This is a genomic window from Rhizobium sp. O111 (genome assembly GCF_055616315.1).
The window spans coordinates 694,464-721,110 of the sequence record NZ_JBSHXL010000003.1 but is presented as its reverse complement, the minus strand read 5'-3'; the positions used below and the strand labels follow the sequence as shown (position 1 = coordinate 721,110).

Sequence of the window (26,647 nt, the reverse complement as noted above, 5' to 3'; positions counted from 1 at the left end):
GACGGCATATTCGCGCCACACGACTTTCAAGACACCGCCTGTGATTGCTTGGACGAGGAACTCGCGAAAATTGCCGATGCCGCTCGCGACGCGCGCAAGCACTCAGGGAGGGCTCCTCTGACCCGAAAATCAGGGGTGGAGTTCGGGGGCCGAAATACGGTCTGGCCACGGATCAGATCGCGGTTCACCACACCATTGGCCAGACCCGGACTCACCGCGAAGAGAATGGCTCGGGAAGCGAGCAAACTTGCCCGGGTGGGTCATCGAAAAGCTTCAAGAGGGCAAAGAGCGCGAGAGCGGTCCTGGAACAGGACCCGAGGTGTCGGGCCGCAGTACTCGACACAAGTCGTCTTGGACGCGGTCTGTTATCGGTCATTATTCATGGTGACACCGAACGCGCCGAGAACGTGCGACGTTCGGTGGCGAATTGGCTCAAATCCATGCTGTATACCGGCGGACAGACCCGCCGAGGTGGACCGCCATGTCGGTTACCGGGAGCCCCGCGCCACCAATCAAGTTTCTCATGACATGGCCGAGGACTTTCAAGCAAGCGTGAAGGTCGTGGCGCGGAGGTCGCCAGATTGCCGCTGGAACGGGCTTAAGCCGACGCGGGAGAAATAGCCGATTGAACAGCTACGTCATTACACTTTTCATATTCGGGTTGATCGTGCTTCTGACGACGTGGCTGCCGCTGGCCTTGAAACGCATGCCGATATCTCTGCCCATCTGTTGCATTGTCATCGGCATGTTGCTGACCTGGTCGCCATTCACGCCCCTTCCACGCTTCAATCCCCTGGAAAACACCAGCTGGGCCGAGCATCTCACGGAACTGGTGGTCATCGTGGCTTTGATGGGCGCGGGCCTGAAGATTGACCGAGCGCTAGGATGGAAACGTTGGATGATCACCTGGCGTCTGCTCGGCATCGCCATGCCTCTTTCGATCGCCGGCATCGCTCTTCTTGGGTGGTGGCTACTCAGCTTGCCACCCGCCTCGGCGCTTCTGCTTGGCGCGGCACTCGCGCCCACCGATCCGGTCCTTGCCGCCGATGTACAAGTTGGACCGCCGCAAACCGGCGAGGAAGACGATATTCGGTTCTCCCTAACGTCGGAAGCAGGGCTGAATGACGGGCTAAGCTTCCCCTTCGTCATGGCCGCGATCGCCATGGCGACAAGCAACGGACAGGAGTGGATCGGTTACTGGTTGGCCTTCGATGTCGTCTGGAAGCTCGCGGCCGGAATTGGGGTCGGATGGCTCATCGGTCGATTGCTCGGTTATTTGACCTTTAAACTGCCCGAGACCAGACGGATCGAAAAAACCGGGGATGGCTTGGCCGCGCTAGGTTTCACGTTTCTGTCCTACGGCGCGACGGAACTCCTGCACGGATACGGGTTCGTCGCGGTATTCGTGACCGCGCTGACCATTCGTCACGTCGAGCGCAAGAGCCGCTTCCACAGTGAACTGCACGATTTCGGGGAACAGATCGAGCGGCTCTTGATGATGGTCCTGCTCGTCTGCTTCGGATCTATCGTCGCGGAAGGATCGCTGCTGGATCTAGTCGATTGGCGGGTCGCCATCGTCGGGGCAGCGACACTTGTCTTCGTTCGGCCTCTCGCCGGCTGGTTAAGCCTTGCTGGATGCGGCCACCCAACAGCCGAAAAGCTAATCGTGTCGGTCTTCGGGATCCGGGGTCTGGGATCGATCTATTACCTTGCCTACGCCTCGGGCAAGGCTGACTTCACCGGCATGGAAACCGTTTGGGCGACGGTCTTTGTCATAATCTTGGCATCGATCTTTCTGCACGGGATCGCGGTCACTCCCGTCATGGGATGGATCGATCGCAAACGAGGCGTGGACGCCACGAAGCCGACGGCAATGTAACCGCACTGGAGCAAGTCGTGATGGATATGGCGACAATGATCGGTTGCGGCGCGTCCATGTGCTCGGTCGCTAGCTTCATTCCCCAAGCCGCCAAGATTATTCGCAGCCGCGAGACAAAAGAGATATCAGCGAAAATTTACGTCCTCACCATAATGGGGTCTCGGCGTTCAAACTCCTCGGTCTTGTACGCGATCGCGGGGGATAGATGACGGATTTTGGCCGAACATTCCGTTGTCTACCGCGAGAAGCATCACTTCGCCGCCTGGCCAGCCGATTATGGGCTCTGGCGCTGGGAGGAAGAGGTTCTCGCCGTGTTGGTTGGAGGATCAGGGTGAGCTCCACGCACGCGATAAAAGCCACAACTTCGTGCCTAGGCAGGCCCGTAGCAAGGATGGGGGGGAAATCGTGGATGGTGGAGGAATTCCACGGGCACGCGCCGGGCGGTGAAAGTCTTTCCGCGGATGAGCACGTTGCAAGACGCCTTCGGTCCGGGCCGAGGCTTCATGATGGACACTTCGATCGCGTCACCGCGCCAAGTGATTTTCTTGACCCGGAGTGCATTTGCTGGCGGCTCGAACAGACCTTGGGATCAATGCTAGGAGCTGGTTCTACCTCAGCCGGGACCGAGGCGCGCACTGGGACGGACCTTTTGGGTTCAGCGGGCATGATATCGGCGGCGCCGCCACCAGAACCGACATCCTTCCCATATCATCGCAACATGCATTGTTCATGGTGACCTGCGCGAAGCCTGACGGTCAGGAGGGAAGAACGCTGTGCGCCGAGAGCTTGAACGGTGGCAGGTCGTTCCAGGCCAAGTGTCGGCTTCCCTACGACGACGAAAGTTACAGCATAATGCCATCAAGCGTGCGATTGGACGATGATACCGTGCTGACTGTCATTCGACGAGGTCGCGGGCCGGGCAGGATGGCTGGCTGGAAGCATTCGTCGGAAGATCTGGGGAAATCATGGCGCCCTGGGTCTACCGGTGGAGAATACTGGCTTCGGCGGCAATCCCGGTAGCTTATCCCTGCTGCCCGGCGCATGGGACCGTGCTGGCGGTTCACTGCACTAATGCTGGAAAGGAGCGTTTCATGGTGGCGCCAAGAATTCGCATCACCGACTAGTTTCGATCATCATGCCATCGCCTTGCTGCGTGCTGCGGTCCAACTTCCTGGCGACCGGCCGGCAGGGCGATGGTACGGTACCCGACAAACGCCAACCATGGCGTTTCAAGAAAATTCTGATATCGTCGGCGCACCCGTGGGGAGTGAGCGTGATGACGAGATTGGTCCCAGATGCGTTTTATTGGGCGCGACCGCGAAAGCATGCAAAGGGAAGTGCAACAGTCGTTCAAGTGTCCACGATCTTTGGCGAGGACCCAGACTATTGGACGCTAGCGGTGACCGGTTCCGACCAGCACCACATGATCGAGGACTTCGATATAATCGCGCCGATCGAATTGCTTGACGCCGTCGCGGCGGAACTCAGGGTCGCTGCCGAGTAACCTTGCCCGTTGGAGCCTCCGCTTTACCGGAGAGCCCCAGGGAACTATGCGTTTGGTCGAATGACAACCCTCACGCAGCCGTCCTTCTTGTCGCGAATCTTCTAGGCCTCTGCCCTCCTTCTAGCCTGGTCCTATGCGTGAGGAGGGAAGATGGATCGTTCCTCCCTTCGACGATCCGATCCATCAGCGGGCGCGGGCATCTCTGAAAATGGGTCCGCCCCCTCTTTAGCGTGAGGGCTTTGCCGTGGAATGCACCAAAGGGCGCCGCGATGGCCGACCCAACGAACATGCCAGGCGATAAGACGATGCCGCCTGGACGACATGCAAGGACCGCTTGCCACAAGGCGTAAAGAGGCTCGATGCTGGAGCTTCGATTGCATTGTTTCCATCAATCTCCCCGCCCCATGGCTTTCCATGCCAACATGCCTCGATCACCGCATCCGCCCCTACCGTCCGTCAGGTCGAGCATACGCTCATGGAGATTCTCGTCGGTGTAATCGAGCGTTTCGGCGCCGATCCCCGTGCTAGCGCCAACCGGTCAGCCATGGTGTCGATCCCGATCTCACGCTCGGCAGGGATAAAAAAGGTCGATTTGACGGCGAACAGCCCAGCGGGCAGTTGATGTCGCGATTTTCCGCGGCCATTTATCCCGTCGCAAGTCATGAGACCCCAGTCCAATGTGGAAAACGCCACTGGGTTCCCAACGATAGTCATATTATCCACCCGTCTTAGATAGCGCGGTTCTTTCCAATCACGCTACGAAGCCCCCGCGAATTTCGCGAGGGCTTCACCCGACCGAAGGATATCGGGCAGACATCCGGGTAGCAAAGGACGCCTTCGTACCGAACAAAAGGCGATTGAATAGGTTCCCTGTGTCGGGATATTCGCCAGCTGGACTGAAGGGGATAATCTGCCGAGGGCTGCTCATCCGCGGAGCTTCACGAACTGGTCGGATTGACGGCTTCGCGACGAGCCCTAACTCAAGCTGACGACCAACGGCTTCGATGGAGCAAGCAACATGGAACAGGCAGGCATTGGCTGGTTAGCGGCAATAATCATTGGTGGAATCGCGGGTTGGCTCGCCGAGCAGTTCATGAGGTCCAACATGGGCGTGATCATGAACATCATACTAGGCATCGTGGGCGCAATCGTCGCGAACGCTATCCTTTCCGTTTTCGGTGTCGTGCTTGGAGGTTGGATTGGATACCTCATTGCGGGTTTCGTCGGCGCCTGCATCCTGATCGCGATCGGACGAATCTTCCGGCGTTGAGGAAATCACGGTTGCTCTCAAACCAAGCCCCAAAAGCGCGCGGCGACGCGGCGGCCCATTAAAGTTTCCTGGGCCATGCAGCGTTGCCGTCGCCTCGCTCCTAACGGGGTCTGTCCGGGGCGGCTCGAACGCGATCGCGTTCTGTCGGCGCCGGGTCACCGTGGGGCGGCGCGTGAGGTCATCTGGACATGAGTCTGACGGCGGGACACAACATCGCAATTCAAACGGATAAGCTTTGGACAAGGTGACGACTTCCACTGCCGTCGGTTAAAGTGCGCCACAACGCCGTGATAACGCTTGGCAAGGCCCACGCGAGACCCCGCAAGTCTCGAAAATATGTTTGGCTCGTGGGAAGAAACGCGTGGCGTGGAGCAGATGCGGCTTCGAAGTTTCAGATGGACCAAAAGACTTCGGTCGCTTTTCGAGAGGTCAGGAAAATACACCGCGACCGGCTGGTGAGTCCGCGTAGGGGCGATCCGGTCTTGAGGTGGGTCTAGATCTTCACGGCGCACGCGTGATTCGAGACAGCTCGGAAACGTTTTCCAAACGAGTTAGGCGAATTCTTCCAACGACTGAGCTCTGGTCGGTTCCGGTAGCCCATCCCTTTCCATCAGGAGGTTGTCGTGATCGCGGTCACCGTGGGGACACGTCTCCCCACACAAAAATCAGATCCAAACGCGCGTCAGCCATCACCGCATGCCCTGGATCAAAGCCAGTGAGAGCTGCGTATCCCAAAGCTGCGTAAAGGGTCTTACTTCCCAACCTTCCTCGAGCCACGCCGCATGGCCGAGAAGGCGCTGACAGCTGTTATCCAGGAAGCTTGCATTCAGGGCATCTCGACGTGTTGCGTGGATGATCTCGTCAAGGCCATGGGGATGAGAATTTCATCGCGTAATCGACATTTACATCCACTCTCGTGATTATCAGGATCGTGGGCTCATCGGCTTTACCGGGATGGCCATCATCGTTGCGGTCTACTCGGCGAGACGGGACAGTATGGATTGTCACGCAGTGACTGCGCGATTGGGACCGAATAACCTTAATCAAACAATTTGTCATAAGCCTCGGAACAAACAGTCTTTTTCGAGGTTTCGTCCTCGTAACTCGAGGAGACACCAATGAAAAAGATCACAACGCTTTCCGCCGCCATAATCCTTTCGGCAACCGCCGCGTTCGCGCAGAGCGAGACCCCGTCCACCTCGCAGACGACGCCGGCCGTTAACACGGAACACAATCCCGCCGCCCCGGTCGCCGGCAAGAATAGCTTCACCGAGGATCAGGCGAAGTCGCGCATCGAAGGTGCCGGCTACACTGACGTCATGAGCCTAAAGCTTGACGACCAAGGCGTTTGGCGCGCCAACGCGAAGAAGGACGGGGCGGACGTCAAGGTTTCCCTGGACTTTCAGGGCAACGTGACGTTGGCCAAGTAAACAAAAGAAGAGGAGACAAAAACATGCGAACAGTTACTGGACTATATGACAGCTACGACGACGCCCGTTCCGCTGTGAAGGCGCTTGAAGACGCTGGCGTGCCGTCCGACGACATCAGTATCGTCACGAACAAGGCAAACGGCGTCGATGTCGAGGGACAGGGATCCCATGCGGCTGAAGGGGCTGGAACCGGCGCGGGTGTCGGCGCGGTTGCCGGCGGCGCGGGCGGTCTTCTGACGGGACTTGGAATGTTGGCCATTCCAGGTGTTGGTCCGGTCGTCGCCGCGGGATGGCTGGCGGCCACGGCAGCTGGCGCTGTCGCGGGCGCTGTTGCAGGGGGCGCGGTTGGCGGCATCGTCGGCGCCATGGTTCGGGAAGGCGTTTCCGAAGACGAAGCGAATTTTTACGCCGAGGGAATTCGCCGAGGGGGTTCGGTAGTTACCGCGAGGGTCGAAGAGAGCAAGGTCGCAACCGCTCAGTCCATCCTTACGCAGTCCCGTCCGGTTGATTATCAATCGCGACGAGCCAGCTATGTGGAACAGGGTTGGAACCGCTTCGACGAGAACGCTGAGCCCTATTCGGCGGAACAGATTGAAGCGGAGCGTTCGCGGTATCGTCGCGGTTGATCCATCGCGGTGAGGCAACGTCGAGCGGTCCATCTCGGGCCGCTCGAAGCGCGCCTTTATGGGGTCTCGCGGCGCCGCGTGGCGAAAAGCCAATGCACGAGGCGGCCCGGTTGGACCTGACCAACACACTGGCGCCCATGTCTTCAGGAAGCCGGTGGAGAGCAGTTGGATATGCTGAAGAGCCGACTAGGATCTATGCTTCGTGGCTGTAGTGAAGCATATCGGCCAATCATTAGAAGATTGTGCCTCCCCTTTAAGACGCCTCGCACGAGTTCGCGATCGTGTCCCCGAGCGTTCTCTGATCGCGGTTGTCAAGCTGGTCGCAGCTGGCATCGCGGGTCAGGCTCATGGTTCTCTTCGAGGTCGGCACTTTGACCGCCTCTTACCGAGAACGGTTCAAACGCTTCCAATCGCGTCTGGGCACGACGCTACTTTCCGCTCGGCCACAATCCTGCCTTCGTCATCAGCGATCCAGATTGATGTCGTTTGCTGGCTGACATCCAGTCCGGCATGATACTTCATGGCAGTTCTCCTCATAGCTTGGGCACACTGGCCACAGTTGACAAGAGACAGTGTGGAGAGTCGACGCCTGAGCCTAGGCCCTGAGCGATCACACTATGTGGTGTAAGTCGACGGTAGCAAAGCCGCTCGCGAGCGCGCCCTTAGCGCGCTGTAGCGAGTGAGCGGCTTTGCGGGCGGTCATCGATAATCTCCGGTATGGTTGGGTTGCTGACACTCAACCAGATACGAAGGATACATCGATGACCAACGACATAATGGACCTACGCAAGCTTGTGGAGAAGACCCCGGACGCGGATATTCTGCGCGACATGATCGGTTTTGCTGCTGAGCGACTGATGGAATTGGAAGTTAGCGCTGCAACTGGCGCGGCCCACGGTGAGAAGAGCCCATCACGATTGGCGCAACGCAACGGTTATCGCGACCGTGACTGGGAGACGCGTGCAGGTACGGTAGAGCTGCGTATCCCAAAGCTGCGTAAAGGGTCTTACTTCCCAACCTTCCTCGAGCCACGCCGCATGGCCGAGAAGGCGCTGACAGCTGTTATCCAGGAAGCTTACATTCAGGGCATCTCGACGCGTTCCGTGGATGATCTCGTCAAGGCCATGGGGATGAGCGGCATCTCAAAGAGCCAGGTTTCCCGCCTGTGCGAAGAGATCGATGACAAGGTCAAAGCCTTTCTCGATCGGCCAATCGAGGGCGACTGGCCGTACTTGTGGGTGGACGGCACCTACCTCAAAGTGCGGGCGCGTCAGGCGGGTGGGCGACACCAGGACGCAAGCCGTGAAGGCGACGGGGCCAAGCGGATCGCTGTTTGCGCGGTCCGAATGGGAAGCGCTGATCGAGAGCAACGAACCCGTTCTCGATCACACGAGCGGGCTGCCTGGGGAACTCGGTGGCGAGCTGAAGCTTGAATCCTTTTTCGACTTGATGATCGCGAGGCGGCTGTGGAATATCGTGGAGAATGGCTAACGGATAGAGGTGGCCCTTGATGAGGTTTACGCCATTTCCGCTGACCGCCGTTCTCCGATAAGGGAGGTCGAGATCGAACTGAAAGAGGGACGCGCGAGCGATCTGTTCGTTTTCGCCCCTAAGGTTGATACGGTCGCCAGCTTCCGGATCGGCGTGAGATAAAAGGCCGAGCGGGGCCCGAACGCCGCCGCCGCGTTCAAGGCGATCGCGCTCTGATGCGTTCGCCAGTATAGGCTCAGCGGGGATACTTTCCTCCAGCGCCAAAACCCCGCAGCCCTTCACCAGGCGAGGGTAGTGCTGCGCCGCCTGCGATCCGCGATCGTGGTTAAAGAGCGTCATGCCGGGTAGCGGTCACGCGGGCGCGCTGCAGTCATATCCCCGCGCGGAAAAAAGCGGACCCAGCGGTCCCAGTTTTTGTGGTTCTGAAACATACCGTGTACGAAAAAATCTGGGTTATCTCTCATCCACCATTTGGTTTCGAGACATCGAACCCGGCGCAGTCAAACCTGTTCCCCGCGTCGCCCTTGCCTTCAAGCCCGACGGCGCTTGGCGGAAGAGGTCATCTCATCGACCAATGACGCGATGGCCGTCACGCTGTAGGGCTTGGGTATAAACACCGCGCCTGTCGGCAGATCATCTTGACTAAGTAGATGCCCACCGGAGGCGACGATGACGGGGACGCTCGCGTGGTTTCTTGACATCATCCGCAGAAGATCGAGGCCGCTCAAGCCACCCGGCATATCAACATCGGTGATTACGGCATCAAGCTCTTTTTGCCCGAGGATTGCGACAGCCTCGAGAACGTTTCCTGCTTCCAGCACATCGTAGCCCCGGTCAAACAATGTGTCGGCGAGCACCATTCGGATCAAAAGCTCGTCTTCTACGATAAGTACGGTACGCTGGTACATGGCCGTCTCCATTCCGTGGACACGAGATGAACTCGCTCGCCCAGGTTTTCGATCGCCCCTCCGACGGGATTATTATCGAACATATTTAATAAAATACGAACGAACCGCCGGAAGGTGGCGTCCTAAAACCTCCAAGTATCGCGGCCTTGAAGATGACGGTGGCCGCAATCCCATGATACAGATGACCTCTGTGGCTTTTACTTCCCGATTTCAAACGGCAAAATGTCATAGGCAAGTTAGTTTTAGCGAATAGATTCGCGCGAATTTTCCGCTAACGATTTCAATGAAGCACTCTCTTGACCAAGCAATTGCGCGATCCAATAGTCGCAACTCGACCGATTCCGGATGAGCAATGGTCGGCCGCTCGCCGCTTGTCTCGAGAGCTGGACAAAATCCTCGATAGTGATGGCCCGCGGCAAGCTGCCATGGCTCGCGCCGCAGCGGAGCTGCGGCTGACGACGCGGCAAGTCTACAATCTCCTTGCCCGTTATCGCGCGGATCGAACGGCGACGGCCCTGCCGCCACGCGCCGCCGTCAGCCGGCGCAAGCGACTGCCCCAACAGATCGAGGACATCATCGACGCAACGCTGCGCGAGGAATGGGTGACGCTCGAGGCGCCTCCACTCACTCCTGTCGTTGCCGAGATCCAGGCGCGTTGCGAGGAAGCCGGTCTTGCCATGCCATCCTATGTCACGGTCGCCCTGCGCATTCCGGCATTATTCTCGCCTGAAGAGATTGCGAAGAAGCGCTCATCCAATCCGAAGCACCTGCTGCGCCTTAAGCCAAGAACGGGCTATATCCATGCACCGCCTCGGCGCCGGTGGCCTCGGGCGTTCGGTATTGCGTTCGACATTTTACGCGGACGAGAACCCGATGCCCACGCCGCCGAAAACCGTACGCGGCTCAAGCTGCACGTCTGGACGATCGTGGCTTTTCTCCTGGGCGGCATATTGGCTGTGATCGCCTATCGCCAAGTGGGTGGATATCTGTTGCTGGTCTGCGCGGGGCTGCTGTTTGCGATTTCTCTCAGCGGGATCCGACACGGACGCGGGACCTTTGCCACCACAGCAACCAGGCGTCTCCGGTGGCTACCGCAGCGCCGGCAATGAGGCCTCGATAACGCGAGAGGATTTGAAGCATGGACGCCTATGGACACTTGCGAGTTCTCGTCAGCCTGATCCTCGGGCTGTCGATAACCCGCGTGCTGTCCGGTCTGTCTCGTCGCCTGCAGGAGCCAGGAAAGACCGATAGGATGCATGCGCAGATCGTCTGGTCAATGGCACTTCTGCTTGGCGCCGTCCATTTCTGGTGGTGGGAGTTCGCGCTTCGCCTGGTCGAGACATGGAATTTCTGGATCTACATTTTCGTGCTTGCCAACGCTTCGTTGTTTTTCCTGATGTCGACGCCGCTCTACCCCGACCATCTTCAGGACCATGGTGACAGGGAGGTGTTTGTCATCCGAAGACGGCACGCCTTCTTCGCCCTCTTTGCCATATCCTTTGCTTTCGACCTGATCGACACGCTCATCAAAGGACGAGAGCACTTCGCCTCGCTCGGCGTCTGGTACATCGTGCGTGGCCGGGGCCGCGATCGCTCTGTTTGCAACGAGAACCGACGACAGCCGCAAGCTCATGTGGCCCGGGCTGGTCTGGCTCGCGGGGAGCGTCCTGTGGATCACCATGCTTTACAGTGAATTGCTCTGAAAAGTTCTTTGTGACTGCTCTCGAAACCGGGCAGGCGGCGTCCTGGTCGTTAAGTGTCCATCTCGTCCGCGGGTCATCGAACCTATGCCCTCACATTCTGATTGAAACCTGTTCGCGGTGGCTGGAGCGCGGCGATCAGGATAGGACGTCTTACCGACATTGCGCTCTGTACGGTCCCAGAGTTAGAGCGTCGTCCTCCAAGCGAAAGCGCTTTGGGGGAGTCGGCCCCCTTCATCCGTATGAAATCGGGTGGGAAGATGTTCAGTGCCGACTTCATCCCGTTGCCCTTCGCTTGAAATTTGAAGCTAAAGCTTCACCCGAAACTGGTTCCAGGGTTGGGCTCCTGTTTTATCGATCTTGGAGTAACGCTCGTAGGGCCACATGTTCAGGCCCGTTGGGTTTCAGATCGAGGAAGGCGTCGACCGACCTTCGTGTTTCGTGCCCGCCCGACGCCGGATTGGCCCGATGAAGGACAAAGGCACTTTCAGGCTTGCTCTGACCGCATAGGATCCAGCAGTCGCCATTGGAGCTCGCGGCGAATTCGATCTGCTCTTCCGGTTCACAGCTTTTCTCAACAGGATTCATCTCGTCCAGGCGATGCGCCTGCCCGTGCGAGATCGTTCCTTGATCCATCGGCTCGCCAGGGCGTCGCGTGTCAGCTTTGATTGTCGGCGCGGGATAGCCATCCGGTCGGATCATGCCGGATCGGATCTGCTCAATGAGAGTGCTCTCCGCCGCGTGGTTCGCTCCCGCTTCGGGCTTCAAGTCAAGCGTCGCGTAATCAGCTCTTTTGAGAAGCTTTCGAAGAAGAGACTGTTTCACGCCGGTTATACTCACCATAGCCAACCCTCCGAGATTAGGAACAGGATGTAGACGAAGCTTGTAACGGCGACAGCTACAGGAGCGGCGCTGGAAGGGCTTGGCCAAAAATTTTTAAAGGTGAGAAGCACCGTCTCTTTCCGTGAAAGCGTCGTCCAAGCAGCGGTTGGTCCCCGCTGATACGCCCTTATCACCCAACCTATGGTGCTGATTTCCGGCGCCGAGCAGGACGTATCGGTTTCAGCTCGATCGGCTGCGCTTCGCGCAACTGGCGCAGGCGCTCGGTTTTGCGGATCCGGTCGGCCGCTTCCGTTTCAATGATCTGTCGCGCGACTTGACTCGTGGTCGCAGCCTTATCGCGTGCGGAGATTTTCTCGGGCTTGAACAACTCCTGCGTCGTCGTGGTCATGATAATTCTCTTTCGGTGTGTAGCTCGGACGCATCCGAGACGTCGACGGTCGGATCGAAGCGGGAGACGAGGCCAGCCAAACAAAAAGGCCGGGCGCTAACCTCGACCTCTCATAGTCACTCAGCTCTGCTGCCAGTACATCCGTGGTCAGCGAGGCGAATGAAAACTTAAGCCGCCTGAAGATTTTCGGCGGAGCTTTTGCCGGACTTGCGGTCCCGAACAACCTCGTAGGAGATCTTCTGGCCATCTGAGAGCGAACGCATTCCGGCGCGCTCGACAGCGGACGCATGGACGAAGATGTCCGTGCTACCGTTATCCGGTTGAATGAAGCCGAAGCCTTTGGTGGAGTTGAACCATTTGACGGAACCAGTCGTCATGACGATCTCCTTTCAGAACAATCGTTGTGGTTCCCGCGATGCCTTGCGGGATAAGATCGATGATTTGAGGAAATCCGACGGGAGCGAAGCTCCGAACCAACATCACAAGCAATGGTCGATAAACAATATATGGGCACAAGTTCTGATTTTACAAGGGCGCGCCGGATTTATGTTCTGCCCATGGAAAATTCAACCGCTCCGTCTGTTGCTCGCACCGTCAAGCGATTAAAGCGATGTCCACGGCGACATCCATCAAAACGAACGCATCCGCAGGGCCGATAAACGTTCCCGACACAGGCATAAGCTGGGTAATGTCGCGTGCGACGGCCACCGGGATCAGGTTTGCGCTACCCATGCTCCTGTTCGTCGGATCGAACGCGATCCATCCTGCACCCGGGAGGAACACTTCAACCCATGCATGGGTCGATCCGCCCGGCGACGAACCGACGAGGGTTCTCACTGGGTCGTGGAGATATCCGGACACGATCCTCGCCCCGAGGCCAAGAACCCGCACAGATTCGGCAAAGAGTGTCGCAAGGTCCCGGCAACTCCCGGACCTTAGGCGAAGGGTTTCCAGCGGAGCCTGCGTCCCTTCAATATCTCGCCCCTGATAGGCAACGCCGTTCGCAACGCCGGCACTGAGGTCCTTCAACAGCGACAGCGTGTCGGTCGAGTTCCCCATGACGAAGCCCATGACCCACTGATGCAGTTCACCGGAAGGGTCGGGATATTGAGCATCCCTGAGAGAACCAAGATCCTTCCAATCCTGATCGTCGTAAAGGAAAGGGTAGGTGGCGCCCGACGCGGCGATGTCGAACACCGGCCAGGCCTGCGATTTCAGGTCGACGTCGGCATGGCTTACGATCTCCAGCCGGCGTGTCGGCTCCGAGAACGTCAGGGTCGCAATCGCGTTTCCGAATACATCCGTCGTCCAGGCCACCCTGCCTTCGGGCGAGACCGTAATCTGGTGATGTTGCAGCAAAAGATCCGGCCCTTCGCGCGGTCGCAGCAATAGCCGATAGGGCGTGAGTTGGACGGGAAACCGGTAGCTGTAGGTCGTCCGGTGCTTTATGGAAAGCTCTGCCATTTACGCTCCTCGCGCAGAAGGACCAAAAGCGCGCATGTGTTCAGGGATGGTTTCTCCCTCGGGGCAGCCAAGGAAATCTCATCTCATAAGCCCGGCGGATCGCAGCGCGCTCTCGATGACATCCTGGACATAGTTCGTCACATCCTTGCGGTCATCGCTTCCTATCTCGTTTGAGGTCGTCGCCCTCCCATCAGGTTGGACCCGACGCTCGAAGGAGGGCGTGAGACCCCAACTGCGGGCAATGTGTTCCGTCGAGGAGACGCCGACGTCGAGCATGTAGGGGGCTCGCGCGCCATAGCCGCTCGACGTGTCGATCGGAGTGCCGTGTCCCATGCCGCGAATGCGGTGAAGCTCAATGGCGTCCGCGCCTGCCCTGTTTGTCCAAATGTGATGTTCATGTCCATCCATAGCGTCGGACCGCGCCGGCTGATCGCCAACCTCGTGCATAGCCTTCCACTGCTCAATGATGGCCCGTGCGTTCAACTCATCGACGGTCTTGTCGGCCGTACCGTGCCAGACCGATATCGTGGGCCACGGGCCAACATGCGGCGATGCCGATCGGAGACGCTCTTGGAGCCGTTGGTGGGAGGGCAGGCCGTGGCCCCGCATCCGGTCAAACGCTTCCGGGACCGTGGATGCAACGCCATAGGGCAGACCCGCAATGATCGCTCCGCCGGAAAACACCTCCGGATAAGCAGCAAGCATAGCGTTCGCCATGGCGCCGCCGGCTGACAGCCCCGTGATGAACACTCGTGCTGGATCGATGCCGTGGTCGGAAACCATCGTATCGATCATCTCACGGATCGAGCGGACCTCTCCGCGATCCCGCTCAATGTTGCTTTCGGAAAACCAGTTGAAACAGAGGTTGGGGTTGTTCTGGCGGGACTGTTCGGGAAACAGAACGGCGAAACCGAATTCGTCCGCCAATTTCGACCACCCTGATCCGGCATCGTAGCCGGCCACGGTCTGGGTGCAGCCATGCAGGACGACGACAAGCGCAAGCGGGCCAGATCGATCGCCGTTTTCGGGAGCATAGTACCAGCCGAGGAGGTTGCCGGGATTAGCGCTAGCGATCTCCAGCTGCGTTAGTCTGGTTGGAGCCGCATCCACCACCGGAATGTTGCGGTATCGTTGCAAGCGCTGCAATGTATCCGAAAGACTTCTCATGGAGCATCCTCGCTGGTCGCGGAAGGCCAATCGACGTCCCGGATGTCGTAGGTAATGCTGCACTGCACAATTGCAAGTGCCGAACGTCGGATAGAGAAGCCGAGCCCACTGCAAACGCCGCATTCAACTGGCAGATAGGGCCGTTATCACGCTTCCTTCTCGGCCTGGCTGCAGGAAATCGCTGCGTTTCTCGTTCCAAGGCACGAGCCTGACTGACGCCGGGCTGTCGCGAATACCGACAGGACCAACGTCGGCAAGCTGAGGATGGTCGCGAAGTACCTAAGGCAGCCAATGAATCGGTATGCGTCGTCAAGATGGCGCCGAAAAGCATTATCTAAAGAATGGCCCAAATCATCGAGCAGAACAGGCAAAAATCACGTCGAGGAGAGCTCAGCGCCGGCTGACAGTGCGGAGGTGGCGCCGGCGGCGCAATGTGGCCAGATCAGACTGAGCTTTCCGCTGAATCGTTTGCCGACAGGCTTCTCTTGAGGCGGTGTTCATCAGCCGTCGTCTCGCTGAAGAGCCAATCTCGAAACGCTCTCAGCTTCCGATGCCGAAGCCCGCCTTCAGGGTAGACTACGTAATAGCTCCATCGGGATTTCAACGCGAGATCGAACGGGCGCACCAACCGTCCCGATGCCAGATCGGCTGAAACCAGCGCGCTGCGTCCAAGAAGAACCCCCTCCCCTTGCGCCGCAGCCTCGATAGCATAGGCCGCGGTTTCAAATTTCACGCCGCTTGTGTGGTCAATGCCGTATAGGCCCGCAGCCTGTAGCCAGGTCGACCAGGCAATGCGGAAGTTGTCATGAATGAGCCTGTGGTGCCGCAGATCCTCGGGCGTCCGCAAAGGATGCTTTCTTTGGAGGAGCTCGGGACTGCAAACCGGAGAGACGTCCTCGTCCATCAATAATTCCGACGTCACGTTGTCGTAATTGCCTTCGCCATAGCGGATCGCGATGTCGATTCCATCCCTGACGAAGTCGGCGAGCACTCCGGACGTTGAGAGGCACACGTCGATATCGGGGTGGGGCCGATGAAACCGATGTAGCCGGGGAACAAGCCACCGCCCGGCAAAGCCATCGGACGTGCTGACATTCAGCACGCCGGACGATCGCGAAGCGGCGGTTGCCATCGTCGCGACGCTTATCCGATCCAGGGCCGCTCCTACCTCTGCTGCATAAGCCAGGCCTTCCGCCGTGAGCTCTACTGAGCGCGTCCCGCGATCGAACAGCCGCACGCCCAGCCCGTCTTCGAGATGGCGCACAGCTCGGCTAATCGCGCCGTGGGTCACATTGAGCTCGGCAGCAGCCTTCGTGAAGCTGAGATGGCGGGCAGCAGCGTCGAATGCGGGCAATGTCGTCAGGGGCGGCAGTCTACGAGCCATGGCAAAGCCTGTGAGTAACAGTCACATATGATCGACTATTCATCGTTTGTCGTCCAGCGGTGCAAGGCTCAAAATCCCCTCATTACAGAACATTTTTCGCGCTGTCCGAAGGCAGCGCCACGGAAAGAGAATGACAAGCCATGATGAATACTCACTCAAACACGGGGGACTGTGGCGGTGCGCCGTCATCTGCTCTTGGCCCGGCGGTTTCCTCCCTGCTCTCGACGATGAGCGGAATGACCACGGGCCTGCTCTTCGCTCTGCTGCACCGCGTGGCGATGCGGCGCATCGAGCGGTTTTCAGATCGTCGGCTCAACGATATCGGATTCGAGCGCGACTGGGACAGCTCGGTGATCCACCGGGTCCGATCGTCCGCACCCCGTGGTCTCACGCCCTGAAGGAGAAGCGATATGAAAGTCTACCCCCATCTCTGGTTCAACGGACGAGCCGAGGAGGCCATGGAATTCTATATGTCCGTGTTCCGCGGATCCAAGGTCCTCGAACCCACGAAACTGCCCGACCCGGAACTGTCAGTCGTGCGGTTCGAGCTGCCAGGCCTGCCTGTAGCCGCCCTCAATGCCAACTCGTCTATCCCCTACAACGAAGCGTTCTCCTTTCTGGTGGAGACCGACGACCAGGCGGAGACGGACTACTGTTGGAATGCCCTCATCGCCGACGGCGGCAAGGAACAGCCCTGCGGATGGCTGACCGACAAGTTTGGCGTCTACTGGCAGGTGTCGCCCAGTATTCTTCTCCGGATGATTGCCGATCCCGACCAGGCGAAGGCCAGCCGGGTGATGCAGGCCATGTACAAGATGAAGAAGATCGTCATCGCGGATCTGGAGCGCGCCTACCAAGGCTAACTTCTATCGCAACGCTCCCCGACGCAAAACTCAACCCAAATCACAAGCTTATGGAGGCTCCCATGGCATCGCTTATGGAAAGAAAGTTATCGTAAATTGGCGGCAGTTCCGGCATTGGGCTGGGCGTGGCCGGCGCTGCGCTCGAGCGCGGTGCGGAAGTTGTGATCGTCGGGCGCGCTGAAGGACAAGCTCCAGGCAGCCGCTGGGACGCTTGCCGCAGGATCCCGCTTGCGCACCATGTCCGCCGATATGACACAGGAAGCCGAGATGAGCCGCCTATTCGGCGATATCGGCGCCTTCACCATCTGGTGTCGACGGCGGGCGCTGCACGGTTCGAATAAGGCCGTCGGGATACGAGCCGGGGTGTTTGACCTGCAAGCGTTCAAGAAACTCCCGCCAAGTTCGCCAAGGCTCCGCCTCGAACCATTCCGGGAGTTCAGCAGTGACGGCGAGTAGAGGATCGGGTCTGCGCCGCTCTCGCTTGGCTGCTGGCTTGGAACGGGCAGTCGGCTTCACTTCACCGCCACGCCAAGCTGCAACGGCGGTCTCGACACACCCACCCGACACATAGCCAACAAATCCCGCCATCCGCAACGATCGCAACTTGCGCTCCCAGCGCACGCGCTGCGCCGCCGCTTATTTCGACCAATGTCGCAAGGGCTGCTCCGCCGCGTTGCACAGCGGAGGCCGCAAAGGTGAGGATATCGACAGGACTGTCGGTGCTGCTTACCCTGAACGGGACGAGTATTTCCGTCATAAGGACCTATCCTCGTTAATTGGACAAGGTAAAAGCGTGAGTGCGTTGATTTCAGAGGGAAGTGCCCGGCTTCTAAAGAGCCGAGCCACCAAGTCGTTGCCCATAAGCAACGGTTTGCTCGTCGATGAACATGCGCTCCGACTGATATGCTGCTAAACCCTCCCGAAGTGAGCTTGCCCGCACCAAGTTTCGTTGCAGGGAAACTGCATCTGCGGCCGCCTTCGAAACTCCCATCGCGGTATGGGGTCGAGCAACAAAGGCCGCGTCTCCGACCAGCGCTACGGATTGGCCAACCATGCGATCAGCCGCGTAGTCAAAGATCGCCTGGATCGACGGCGTATTCTCTGCCTGAACGGCGAGCGCGAACGGTGTCGGCAGCATCGCCGCAGCATCCGCATGCAGGGCCTCCACCCGGCTTGTTACAATAGTGCCGCGCGGGAGGGAATAAGGATAGGCTGTTCCGTCACGATCGGTCAGGGTGCTTGCCAGCTCGGCGTCATTGACGGGGCGGTACCAGACCCAGTTGTAGCGCCTTTGTCCCGGCGTCGTTTCGCCGTTAGGGCCAGGTACTAGGTAGCCGAGAATATGCACACCGGACTGGATATAAAAGGCGAAACGATCGATCAGAATTGATGCTCCCGAAGGAAGTTCATTTTCAGGCAACAGTCCGCGCCAAGCGACATATCCCGCATATCGGTTATGCCAGTCCTCGTTGAGGGTCGCCCGAACCACCGAGCCGAGCCCGTCCGCACCGATCACCAAATCGGCTTTTTCGGATGAACCATTGGCAAAAACGATGGTAGCACCATCGTCGGCATCAATTACGGCCTCAACGGCACGTCCGGTTTGGTACCGTCCTTTTTCCAGACGTGCCAAGACTTCAGAGTAAAGAAAGTCCCACGAAATCTGCATCTGTGGCATCGACAGCTTCTGGGCGACCGAGCCATCGGCATTGAAGTAGATCCGTTCGCGGGCGATCACGCCGACATTGGCAGCGTGATCCGCGCCGATCATCCTCAGCATGTGAAAGACGTCTTCCTGGGGCACCAGTCCCGCTCCGCGTCCGGCAAGTCCGGAGTGAGAGCGCTCGTAAACAACCACATCATGACCGTCAATTTGCAACAGAATTGCGGTGAACAGGCCCGCGAGCGAGCCACCGACAACGCGAATACGCAATGGTTTCATGATTAGCGTCCTTCTTGTTCGCTGAAGGCAGCGCCTGAGCGTCGGTTGCCGAGGACCAGAACCAAAAGCGCGATGAGGGCGAGCATTCCACCCAAGATGCTGACGCCGGTCCATTCTCCTTGACTCCACGCGACGGTAGCGACTGCCGAACCAAATGAGCCACCAAGGAACATGCCCGTCATGAAGATGGTATTCAGACGGCTACGGGCTTGCTGGTCGAGCGCATAAATGAGGTGCTGGTTCGAGACGAGCGCACTCTGGATACCGAAATCCAATACGATGACGCCGACGATTAGACCGGCAATCGCGCCCCAAAGACCGAACACCACCCATGCAACCAGCGTCAGGATAGCACCACACCACACCACGAAGGACGGGCCATGCTTGTCGGCGACGCGACCGGCGAGCGGTGCTGCGAAGACGCCCACGGCGCCAACAATGCCGAACAGACCGGCCACATCGGCTCCAAGATTGAAACGCGGTCCCTGGAGGTAGAGTGCCAGAATAGTCCAGAACGCCGTGAACGAGGCAAACAGAGCAGCTTGAACGAATGTCGCCGTGCGCAGCGTTGGCAAGCGTGTCCAGAGATGTGCGAGCGAGCGGAGCGCCTTACCATAGGGCATGCTGGAGGTTGCCCGGTGATGGGGCAAAGTCACGAACATCAAGACGGCGGCGACCAGAGCCAGCGGTACCCCGATCCAGAACATTTCACGCCAGCCGCCGTGCTCTGCGACAAAGCCGGACAACGTGCGGCTGAAAAGGATCCCTGACAGCACGCCGGCCATGACAGTGCCTATCGTGGCACCGCGCTTTTCCGGTGTTGCCAGTGACGCCGCAAACGGAACAATCTGCTGCGCCACCGTGGCGCTCGCGCCAACGACGAGCGAGGCCATGACCAACATCCAGGCTGTCGGCGCAATTGCAGCCAGAGCCAAGGCGACAGCCAGCACGACAAACTGACCGACGATCAGCGGTTTGCGATGGAGGATATCGCCCAGCGGCAGCAACAGAAACAGGCCGAGCGCATAACCGAGTTGGGTTGCGGTCGGGATCAACGTCGCCGCGGACTGCCCAGGAAACTCCGCCTCGATTATACCGAGCATCGGCTGGTTATAATAGATATTGGCAACAGCGATACCGCTGGCGGCCGCCATGGCCAGCAGGCCGAGTTTACGGGTTCCTTTGGCGGTCACGTCACTGGGTAAGGGTGATGCTTTCGAGTTTTGTAAAGTTTTCATTTCGATGTCTCTCCAGGGTGGTTTCGTCAGCCACTTTTCTATAATTTAATCTTAATCAGTTTTAGTGGGTCCGATTGTTTGGCCCGAATATCGAGACTCGTTATAATGAATACCGATGATTTGCGCGTTTTCACCACTGCCGTCGACGCTGGCAGCCTTGCAGAAGCAGCCCGCCGGCTGGGCATCCCGGCCATGGCTGCAAGCCGTCGGCTGGCTGCGCTCGAAACATCGCTCGGCATACGGCTGATGCACCGCACCACCCGCGCGTTGTCGCTGACACCAGAAGGCGAAACCTTTCTGCCCTATGCCCGGTCGATCATCGACAATGAGCAGGAGGCCACATCGCGGTTGAGGTCCGATGGCCGGGGCGCGGGCGGATTGCTGCGCGTTTCGGTATCCGCGGCCTTCGGCCTTACATTTGTGGCGCCGCTTGTGCCCCGTCTGCTGATGGAAAATCCCGAGCTGCGCATCTCGCTCGACGTTACCGACACACTTCCTGATCTGGTCGCGACTGGTATCGATCTCGCCATCCGCATTGCTCATTTGCGCGACAACAGCTTGATCGCTCAAAAACTGGCCGACAATCCGCGGCTTCTGGTAGCAGCACCCGATTATCTTCAGCGACGTGGCCAGCCGGCTTTCGTGGGTGATTTGGCTTTGCACGATTGCCTTCCGCTTAACGGCATTAGTCATTGGACGATGCGGGACGAGAGGGCGCCGGAAAGTGAGCGGGAAAAACATATCCGCGTTCATGCGCGTTTTTCGTCGAGCAGTATTGCCATCTGCCATGCCGCCTGCCTGGCGGGCGGCGGCATTGCGTTATTGTCGCACTGGGCCGTCCGCGATGACCTGCGGGCGGGCCGGCTTGTGGCTGTCACTCTCGCCGACGGCGCGCCAGAGAACATGCCAATCTGGGCAGTGTATCCCACCACGCGGCTGGTCTTGCCTAAGGTGCGGGTATTCGTCCTGGCACTGCAGGAAGCCTTCGCCGCCTATGCTGATCAAGGGGGCCAAGTCGCAACTTGATCTGCTAGAGGGTTACAATCGCGGCTCTTACTTTCTCGGCAGTGATCGGCATGTGAGTGAATCTGACACCGGTGGCATCAGCCAGTGCATTCGCAAGTGCTGCGGAAGCTGGGCCTTGTCCACACTCGGCTACGCCCAGGAAAGGCTTTCCCGGCTGCTGCTGGACGGTGACAGCAATCTTTTCAGGTACGTCGCGGAAGCGTAAAATTGGATAGGTGCTCCAATCGAAGGCTGTGCGCAGAGTGCCGTCATTGCCCGATGCTTCGCGGGTGCACCAGCTCAACGATTGAATAATCGCCCCTTCAACTTGATTATGGACACCGTCCGGAGAAACGACCTCGCCGCAGTCCACATCAGCCTGGACCCTTCGAACTGTCAGGCGACCCGTGTCGCGCTCGACTGTGATTTCCATGAACACGGCGCAATAGGCGCCCAGATTTTTGTAACGCGCGAACGCCATGCCGAACCCTTGCAGCGGCGAAGTTTTCTTGCGAGTTTTCCAGCCGAAGGCTTCCGAGGCGGTCAGCATGACGCTTCGTGCTCGGTCGTCGGCCATGTGAGCCAACCGCATATCCAGCGGATCCACTCCAGCCTTCAACGCAAGTTCATCAAACATGCTTTCGATAGAAAACACGTTCAGGTGCGCTCCGAGCGACCTCAGCGCGGAAACCCGTATCGGCATGTCCTTGATGAAGTGGTAGATGACATGCGTGTTTGGCAAATCGTAGAGCGGGTTCGAGTTGCGGCTGCCGTCGCCTTCCGGCATTGGGATCGGCTTGCCCTCCGGAATAGGAAACGATTGCGCCACCTCGTTTCCAACAAGCACGCCGCCCGCCCCGACCGGCCGGTTGTTGTGAGGATTGCTCCAGACATCGTAGTTCCATTTGACGATCCGGTCGCCGGCATCGATGGCGGCGTCGACTTCCGTCACCATTCCCGGACCAAGTGGTTCCCAGCCGAACTCTTGCTCTCGCATCCATTGTAACCGGATAGGCTTGCCCGGCATCGATGCGGCAATCAGGGCAGCTTCCGCAGCAACGTCATCCGCGCCGTTCTGTCCATAGCAACCGGCGCCTTCGACGTGGATGGCGCGTATGGTTTCTATCGGGCGATTGAGAAGCTCCGCGGCCACACGCCTGACGTCAAACGTCCCCTGACTGTGTGTCCATATTGTGAGCTGATCGTCTTGCAGCCATGCCAACGCGCAGGAGGGTCCAATCGACCCATGGCTGATCCAGTTTCTGGTAAAACTTTGGCTGACAGAATGCTTGGGGTCAGCAGTCGGTGTACTCGTATCCAGTATGACGATGTCGCGTGCAGGCAGCGCCTTCAATGTCTCGGCGACTCCTCCCGAGGGAAGAGGTTCGTTCGCGGCCGTGTACGGTAAGGCTTGCAGTCTCCGCATCAGCTTGACAGCATCCCACTCGCGCCGGGAGACGACTGCCGCAAAATCGCCGTTGCGGACAAACTTAACAACGCCGTCCATAGCTTCGATTTCGCTATCCGGCGGAAGCTTCAGCCGTGTGCCTATGCTTGGACCGCGAATGACCCGGGCATGCAGCATTCCCGGCAGGCGCATGTCCTGTATGAACGCCTCCCCCCCGGTCGTCTTTGCCGGGATATCCAGCCTCGGTAGGTTGAAACCCATCGTCCGAAACTGGCCTTTCTGGCGAAGAGGTGCATTGGGCAGCGCTTCCACATGCAGCGATACCGCCGCGGCAATCTCGCCATACCCAAGGCTGCGGCCATCGGCTGCGACAATGGTTCCATTCCCCTTTGTAGCAACATCGGCCTCTGCGACCCCGAGCGTTGCGGCGGCTTTCGCGAGCAGGAGCATGCGCACGTTTGCAGCAGCGTTGCGGATCGCGGTGCCACTGTCCTGCATGGAATGACTGCCTGCCGTCAGCCCTTCGTCCGGTGTGCGCAATGTATCGACCGTGACAAGTGTGACTTTGGAAGGAGGAAGATCGAGTTCTTCCGCAGCTACCTGCGTCAACGCTGTCCGTATTCCCTGTCCGAGCTCGGCCTTACCCGTGAAGACGGTGGCTTTCCCGTTTTGATCGAGCTGTATCCAGGCGTCAAGATAGGGCCAGGATTTCAGGCTGCCTGGCAGGTCGGCATTGACAATAGCCGGGCCGGCGCCCCCTTCTCCGCCTCCGGCCAACTGGGCTCGTGCAGGTCTTGCGAGAGCGAATGCTACCGCGATACCGCTGGCCGCCAGAAAAGATCGTCTGGTGATCGCGCTCATCTGGCCACTCCTGCCATGACGTCGCTGGCGCGCCGGACGGCGCGGAGGATCCTCGCATGGGTGCCGCAACGGCAGAGGTTGGGTTGCAGATGGTCGCGGATTTCATCATCGCTCGGATTGGGGATCTTGTCCAAAAGGGTCTGCGCACGCATGATCATGCCAGCGATACAGTAACCACACTGCGCGGCTTGCTCATCCTGAAACGCCTTTTGCAAAACGCCTGGAGCGTCGACAGAGCCGAGGCCTTCAATCGTTCGAACCGACCTTTCGCCAATCGCGCCTAGCGGAGTGAGGCAGGAAAAGACTGCCTTGCCGTCGATATGAACAGTGCAGGCGCCGCACTGCCCAAGCCCGCAACCGTATTTGGCGCCGTTGAGTTCCAGATCGTTCCGCAGCACGTAAAGAAGCGGTGTATCTGTGTCGCTATCGACCTGGTGTCTCTTTCCGTTGACCGTGATCGATGTCGTCATTGTGCGTTCTCCTTGCGAATATCGCGAACGGTGTCTTCAAGAGGCGGCCAGGGTGGTTGCGTTGTGAAGCGCGATCGGCCGTAGGCCAGCAGGTCCGCGATCTGTCTATCGGTGAGATTGTCGGCAAACGACGGCATGAACGGAGCGTCGCTGGACGGATCCCTTATGCCCTGCAGGACGGCCTGAACCGCATTGCGGGGGTCTTTCGCGTTCATGTCCGACGTCTCTGAAAGCAGCGGGCGCCCTTGCCTGCCCATCGGCGCGGATGGCTCGTGACATCCGCCACACGCACCATCGAACAGGTTTGTCCGAGCGTCCGGCAGCCCAGCGATGGCGGGCGGCGTCACCGTCGAAGACGGCGTGGTACCGGAATGAATTGTCGTATTGATGTAAACGGCAATCGCCCGTACGTCGGCATCGTTGAGCCTCGACAGGCCCTCGGTCACTGGCCCCATCGGGCCAGCTGCCGTGCTGTGGCCCTTCGCAGTCCCGGTTTTCAGATAGGCTTGAAGCGTATCGACGTTCCAGCGATCAGCTGACGGGTTGGAAGCGTCCAGAGGTGGCGCGTTCCAACCTTCCGCAACACCCCCAGCAAACTCGTCCGCCCACTTTTCCCCGCCCAGGATGTTTCGGGGCGTGTGGCAACCTCCGCAATGGGCGAGCCCGTCGACCAGGTATTTTCCACGGTTCCATTCGCTGCTTTCCATGGGTTCGGAGACCGTCGCTTCGTGCCGCAGAAACAACAGTTTCCAGCCGGCAAGAAGTGGACGAAAGCCCAGACCAGGGAGAAGTTCGTTTGGAGGAGCGCTCTCCTTGACCGGCTCGCGGCTCATTAGAAACGCGTAGATAGCATCGAGATCTGCATCTGTGACGCGCGTGAAATGTTCATAGGGGAGTGCTGGATAGAGATGGCTGCCATCGCGGGCGACGCCATCCTTCATCGCGCGGCGAAACGCATCTGCCGACCAGTTGCCGATCCCAGTTTCAGGATCCGGCGTGATGTTGTTGGAATAAAGAGTTCCAAATGGCGTAGTCAACGGCCGCGAACCGGCAAGCGCCGGGCCGTCATCGGCGGTGTGGCAGACGATACAGTCGCCTACGGTCGCCAACTGCTCACCCTTGCGGATCAGAGCCGGCGGAATCGAAGCCCGATCAGGGGGCGGGATTGTCGAAAGTTCCGGTTCGTAGGCGATCCACCCAAAGACCCCAAAGCCCACGGTGATCGCGAGGCCAAGGATTGAGGCCCCCGCCTGCAGTGTGCGTTTACTGTAATGCATATGGACTTGCCTCTGTATTACGAATGCAGGCGACGATCTGTCTGACAGCATCGCTGTGGCAGGCGCAAAGACTGAGCGCACCGTTGCCTCAGCATCCATGCCGTCATCCAGAAATCGATTTGTGAAGGTTTAACAGCCTCGGCGGATGGCGAAATCGCACTTTGGTTTGAACGACCTATACCTCGGTTTAGGACCGACCTCGCTTTTTCAGTCAGCCGTTTCCCGCACCGGTTTCGGCAGCCGCGTGGATGAGGGCTGGATAGTCCACATATCCGCGACTGTCGCCGCCGAAAAACGTTGAACTGTCAGGCTCGTTCAAGGGAGCTCTCGTGCGCAAGCGATCCGGAAGATCAGGGTTTGCGATGAACAGCCGTCCGAATGCGATAACATCGCCGCGTCCCTCGGCAATTGCTGCCTGGGCTTTCTCGTAAGTGAAGCCACCCGCCAAAATCAGGGGGCCTTTGAACCGCTCGCGAAGCAGCTTCATGATGCTGTCCCAACGAGGGTCGTAATTCTCATCGAGAACGGTTCCGACAATTTCCGGCTCCACCAGATGAAGATATGCAAGGCTGCGTTTGCTGAGCTCTTCGGCAATGTAGCCAAATGTTTCTTCCGGAGTGTCGTCTCCCATCCCCATGAAACGCCCCATTGGCGTCAAACGGACACCCACCCTACTGGCACCAATTTCCTTGGAGATTGCATCGGTGACTTCCAGAAGCAGCCGCGCGCGGTTTTCTGTCGAGCCGCCATATTCATCCATGCGATGATTGCTGTTGCTGTTGATGAACTGGTCCAAGAGATAGCCGTTGCCCGCATGGATCTCCACGCCGTCCATACCGGCAGCGATAGCGTTCCGGGACGCTGTGACATAGTCGGCAATGATCGTCTTGATGCCACTTGTGGTCAGTTCCTGCGGCTCCGGGATCTCTCCCCAGACGCCCTTGCCCGTTTCATCAACAATGAACGTTTTTCCAGGCACCGGCATTGTGGTCGGGGCCACCGGCAGCCCGCCGTTCGGTTGGAAGCTTGGATGAGAGACGCGTCCGACGTGCCAGAGCTGTTGGAATATTACCCCGCCCTCTTCGTGAACGGCTTTGCTGACCTCAAGCCAGCCGGCGATTTGCTCAGGCGTATAGATACCCGGCGTCCAGGCGTAACCCTGTGCTTGCTGCGAGATTTGCGTCGCCTCGGTAATGATCAGGCCGGCGCCCGCACGCTGACGATAATATTCCACATTCATCGTGGTCGGCACGTTACCTGGTTGCCCGGCGCGAGAACGGGTCAGGGGTGCCATCGCAATACGATGACGCAAGGTTAGCCCTGCTATTTCTATAGGAGAAAAAATGTTGGCGTTCACGGCTTTGTCTTTCAATTTGAAGTTTTGATACATGGCCCGAGACCTGCAATCTAACTTCACAACGATCGACGCTGTAGTGGTTATAAATGATCAGCCGGCATATCGGTTTCCGTTACAATGATGCCGGTGCCCCTTTTCAGTCCGACAGTAGGCACCAACATTTCCCTGGCTC

25 protein-coding genes and 5 pseudogenes are annotated in these 26,647 nt (G+C 58.7%); 14 read left to right on the top strand and 16 right to left on the bottom strand.

Features of this window, described 5'->3' with window-relative positions:
* The first annotated feature begins 625 nt into the window (after nucleotides 1-625).
* The 7 genes and pseudogenes from ACVTFQ_RS29190 (at nucleotide 626) to ACVTFQ_RS29160 (ending at nucleotide 6,709) form a co-directional block, all read left to right on the top strand.
* Nucleotides 626-1,879, top strand: coding sequence for a cation:proton antiporter (locus tag ACVTFQ_RS29190; protein ID WP_111564195.1), 1,254 nt, complete (start codon nucleotides 626-628; stop codon nucleotides 1,877-1,879).
* Nucleotides 1,828-2,088, top strand: a complete 261-nt coding sequence (locus tag ACVTFQ_RS29185; RefSeq protein WP_111564196.1) for a PQ-loop domain-containing transporter — start codon at nucleotides 1,828-1,830, stop codon at nucleotides 2,086-2,088. The genes ACVTFQ_RS29190 and ACVTFQ_RS29185 overlap by 52 nt, the downstream gene beginning before the upstream one ends.
* 1,067 nt (nucleotides 2,089-3,155) lie before the next feature.
* Nucleotides 3,156-3,383, top strand: coding sequence for a hypothetical protein (locus tag ACVTFQ_RS29180; RefSeq protein ID WP_111564198.1), 228 nt, complete (start codon nucleotides 3,156-3,158; stop codon nucleotides 3,381-3,383).
* A gap of 1,018 nt (nucleotides 3,384-4,401) precedes the next feature.
* On the top strand, nucleotides 4,402-4,653 hold the full coding sequence (locus ACVTFQ_RS29175) for a GlsB/YeaQ/YmgE family stress response membrane protein (RefSeq protein ID WP_111564199.1): 252 nt from the start codon (nucleotides 4,402-4,404) through the stop codon (nucleotides 4,651-4,653).
* Between the two features lie 719 nt (nucleotides 4,654-5,372).
* Nucleotides 5,373-5,528, top strand: a pseudogene (locus ACVTFQ_RS29170) (transposase); the annotation flags it as partial.
* A gap of 243 nt (nucleotides 5,529-5,771) precedes the next feature.
* Complete coding sequence (locus ACVTFQ_RS29165; protein ID WP_111564200.1) at nucleotides 5,772-6,083, top strand: PepSY domain-containing protein; 312 nt, start codon at nucleotides 5,772-5,774, stop codon at nucleotides 6,081-6,083.
* 23 nt (nucleotides 6,084-6,106) lie between these two features.
* Nucleotides 6,107-6,709, top strand: a complete 603-nt coding sequence (locus ACVTFQ_RS29160; RefSeq protein ID WP_111564201.1) for a general stress protein — start codon at nucleotides 6,107-6,109, stop codon at nucleotides 6,707-6,709.
* Between the two features lie 396 nt (nucleotides 6,710-7,105).
* Here ACVTFQ_RS29160 and ACVTFQ_RS29155 read toward each other — a convergent pair whose 3' ends face one another.
* A complete protein-coding gene (locus ACVTFQ_RS29155; protein ID WP_283193637.1) occupies nucleotides 7,106-7,231 on the bottom strand; it encodes a hypothetical protein in 126 nt (41 codons plus the stop codon).
* A gap of 239 nt (nucleotides 7,232-7,470) precedes the next feature.
* Here ACVTFQ_RS29155 and ACVTFQ_RS29150 point away from each other — a divergent pair.
* Nucleotides 7,471-7,995, top strand: a pseudogene (locus ACVTFQ_RS29150) (transposase); the annotation flags it as partial.
* Nucleotides 7,996-8,730: 735 nt separating this feature from the next.
* On the opposite strand, the gene ACVTFQ_RS29145 reads toward ACVTFQ_RS29150, so the two are convergent.
* Nucleotides 8,731-9,108, bottom strand: coding sequence for a response regulator (locus ACVTFQ_RS29145; protein ID WP_111564335.1), 378 nt, complete (start codon nucleotides 9,106-9,108; stop codon nucleotides 8,731-8,733).
* A gap of 371 nt (nucleotides 9,109-9,479) precedes the next feature.
* On the opposite strand from ACVTFQ_RS29145, the pseudogene ACVTFQ_RS29140 reads away from it, so the two are divergent.
* Nucleotides 9,480-9,917, top strand: a pseudogene (locus tag ACVTFQ_RS29140) (Mu transposase C-terminal domain-containing protein); the annotation flags it as partial.
* Nucleotides 9,918-10,246: 329 nt separating this feature from the next.
* A complete protein-coding gene (locus tag ACVTFQ_RS29135) occupies nucleotides 10,247-10,801 on the top strand; it encodes a hypothetical protein (protein ID WP_470424373.1) in 555 nt (184 codons plus the stop codon).
* Nucleotides 10,802-11,159: 358 nt separating this feature from the next.
* On the opposite strand, the gene ACVTFQ_RS29130 is transcribed toward ACVTFQ_RS29135, so the two are convergent.
* The 3 genes from ACVTFQ_RS29130 to ACVTFQ_RS29120 all read right to left on the bottom strand — a co-directional run bounded on the left by ACVTFQ_RS29130 (nucleotide 11,160) and on the right by ACVTFQ_RS29120 (nucleotide 12,416).
* The gene (locus ACVTFQ_RS29130) at nucleotides 11,160-11,651 is read right to left on the bottom strand and encodes a hypothetical protein (protein WP_111564203.1); all 492 of its coding nucleotides are present in this window, start codon (nucleotides 11,649-11,651) and stop codon (nucleotides 11,160-11,162) included.
* 178 nt (nucleotides 11,652-11,829) lie between these two features.
* Nucleotides 11,830-12,039, bottom strand: a complete 210-nt coding sequence (locus ACVTFQ_RS29125) for a hypothetical protein (RefSeq protein ID WP_111564204.1) — start codon at nucleotides 12,037-12,039, stop codon at nucleotides 11,830-11,832.
* Between the two features lie 167 nt (nucleotides 12,040-12,206).
* Nucleotides 12,207-12,416 carry a cold-shock protein gene (locus ACVTFQ_RS29120; RefSeq protein WP_111564205.1) on the bottom strand — a complete coding sequence of 70 codons (210 nt, stop codon included), beginning with the start codon at nucleotides 12,414-12,416 and terminating at the stop codon, nucleotides 12,207-12,209.
* Here ACVTFQ_RS29120 and ACVTFQ_RS29115 point away from each other — a divergent pair.
* A complete protein-coding gene (locus tag ACVTFQ_RS29115) occupies nucleotides 12,415-12,645 on the top strand; it encodes a hypothetical protein (protein ID WP_162746484.1) in 231 nt (76 codons plus the stop codon). The genes ACVTFQ_RS29120 and ACVTFQ_RS29115 overlap by 2 nt on opposite strands.
* Here the strand turns inward: ACVTFQ_RS29115 and ACVTFQ_RS29110 are convergent.
* From ACVTFQ_RS29110 to gcvA, 3 genes are all read right to left on the bottom strand, one after another.
* On the bottom strand, nucleotides 12,634-13,503 hold the full coding sequence (locus tag ACVTFQ_RS29110) for a transglutaminase family protein (RefSeq protein ID WP_470424372.1): 870 nt from the start codon (nucleotides 13,501-13,503) through the stop codon (nucleotides 12,634-12,636). The two genes, ACVTFQ_RS29115 and ACVTFQ_RS29110, sit on opposite strands and share 12 nt — an antisense overlap.
* Nucleotides 13,504-13,581: 78 nt before the next feature.
* Entirely contained in the window at nucleotides 13,582-14,670 is a 1,089-nt protein-coding gene (locus ACVTFQ_RS29105) for an extracellular catalytic domain type 1 short-chain-length polyhydroxyalkanoate depolymerase (RefSeq protein WP_470424371.1), read from the bottom strand.
* Between the two features lie 442 nt (nucleotides 14,671-15,112).
* Nucleotides 15,113-16,054, bottom strand: coding sequence for a transcriptional regulator GcvA (gene gcvA, locus ACVTFQ_RS29100; RefSeq protein WP_113177662.1), 942 nt, complete (start codon nucleotides 16,052-16,054; stop codon nucleotides 15,113-15,115).
* Nucleotides 16,055-16,290: 236 nt separating this feature from the next.
* Here gcvA and ACVTFQ_RS29095 point away from each other — a divergent pair, with 236 nt between their 5' ends.
* Nucleotides 16,291-16,452 (top strand): hypothetical protein, encoded by a 162-nt coding sequence (locus ACVTFQ_RS29095; RefSeq protein WP_162718203.1) that lies wholly within the window; start codon nucleotides 16,291-16,293, stop codon nucleotides 16,450-16,452.
* 12 nt (nucleotides 16,453-16,464) lie between these two features.
* A complete protein-coding gene (locus ACVTFQ_RS29090; protein ID WP_113177660.1) occupies nucleotides 16,465-16,917 on the top strand; it encodes a VOC family protein in 453 nt (150 codons plus the stop codon).
* A 321-nt stretch (nucleotides 16,918-17,238) separates the two neighbouring features.
* On the opposite strand, the pseudogene ACVTFQ_RS29085 reads toward ACVTFQ_RS29090, so the two are convergent.
* The 4 genes and pseudogenes from ACVTFQ_RS29085 to ACVTFQ_RS29070 form a co-directional block, all read right to left on the bottom strand.
* A pseudogene (locus ACVTFQ_RS29085) lies at nucleotides 17,239-17,451 on the bottom strand (transposase); the annotation flags it as partial.
* Nucleotides 17,449-17,674, bottom strand: a pseudogene (locus ACVTFQ_RS29080) (XdhC family protein); the annotation flags it as partial. The pseudogenes ACVTFQ_RS29080 and ACVTFQ_RS29085, both read right to left, overlap by 3 nt.
* Before the next feature lie 72 nt (nucleotides 17,675-17,746).
* A complete protein-coding gene (locus ACVTFQ_RS29075) occupies nucleotides 17,747-18,859 on the bottom strand; it encodes an FAD binding domain-containing protein (RefSeq protein ID WP_112980588.1) in 1,113 nt (370 codons plus the stop codon).
* Between the two features lie 2 nt (nucleotides 18,860-18,861).
* Nucleotides 18,862-20,097, bottom strand: a complete 1,236-nt coding sequence (locus ACVTFQ_RS29070) for an MFS transporter (RefSeq protein WP_112980589.1) — start codon at nucleotides 20,095-20,097, stop codon at nucleotides 18,862-18,864.
* A 105-nt stretch (nucleotides 20,098-20,202) separates the two neighbouring features.
* On the opposite strand from ACVTFQ_RS29070, the gene ACVTFQ_RS29065 reads away from it, so the two are divergent.
* On the top strand, nucleotides 20,203-21,123 hold the full coding sequence (locus ACVTFQ_RS29065) for a LysR family transcriptional regulator (protein WP_111564213.1): 921 nt from the start codon (nucleotides 20,203-20,205) through the stop codon (nucleotides 21,121-21,123).
* A gap of 4 nt (nucleotides 21,124-21,127) precedes the next feature.
* Here ACVTFQ_RS29065 and ACVTFQ_RS29060 read toward each other — a convergent pair whose 3' ends face one another.
* The 4 genes from ACVTFQ_RS29060 to ACVTFQ_RS29045 all read right to left on the bottom strand — a co-directional run bounded on the left by ACVTFQ_RS29060 (nucleotide 21,128) and on the right by ACVTFQ_RS29045 (nucleotide 26,508).
* Nucleotides 21,128-23,371 (bottom strand): molybdopterin cofactor-binding domain-containing protein, encoded by a 2,244-nt coding sequence (locus tag ACVTFQ_RS29060; protein ID WP_111564214.1) that lies wholly within the window; start codon nucleotides 23,369-23,371, stop codon nucleotides 21,128-21,130.
* Nucleotides 23,368-23,841, bottom strand: a complete 474-nt coding sequence (locus ACVTFQ_RS29055; protein WP_111564215.1) for a (2Fe-2S)-binding protein — start codon at nucleotides 23,839-23,841, stop codon at nucleotides 23,368-23,370. The genes ACVTFQ_RS29060 and ACVTFQ_RS29055 overlap by 4 nt, the downstream gene beginning before the upstream one ends.
* Entirely contained in the window at nucleotides 23,838-25,217 is a 1,380-nt protein-coding gene (locus tag ACVTFQ_RS29050; RefSeq protein ID WP_470424370.1) for a cytochrome c, read from the bottom strand. Before ACVTFQ_RS29050 ends, ACVTFQ_RS29055 begins: the two co-directional genes overlap by 4 nt.
* 112 nt (nucleotides 25,218-25,329) lie before the next feature.
* Nucleotides 25,330-26,508 carry an alkene reductase gene (locus tag ACVTFQ_RS29045; RefSeq protein WP_470424369.1) on the bottom strand — a complete coding sequence of 393 codons (1,179 nt, stop codon included), beginning with the start codon at nucleotides 26,506-26,508 and terminating at the stop codon, nucleotides 25,330-25,332.
* Nucleotides 26,509-26,647 lie beyond the last annotated feature (139 nt).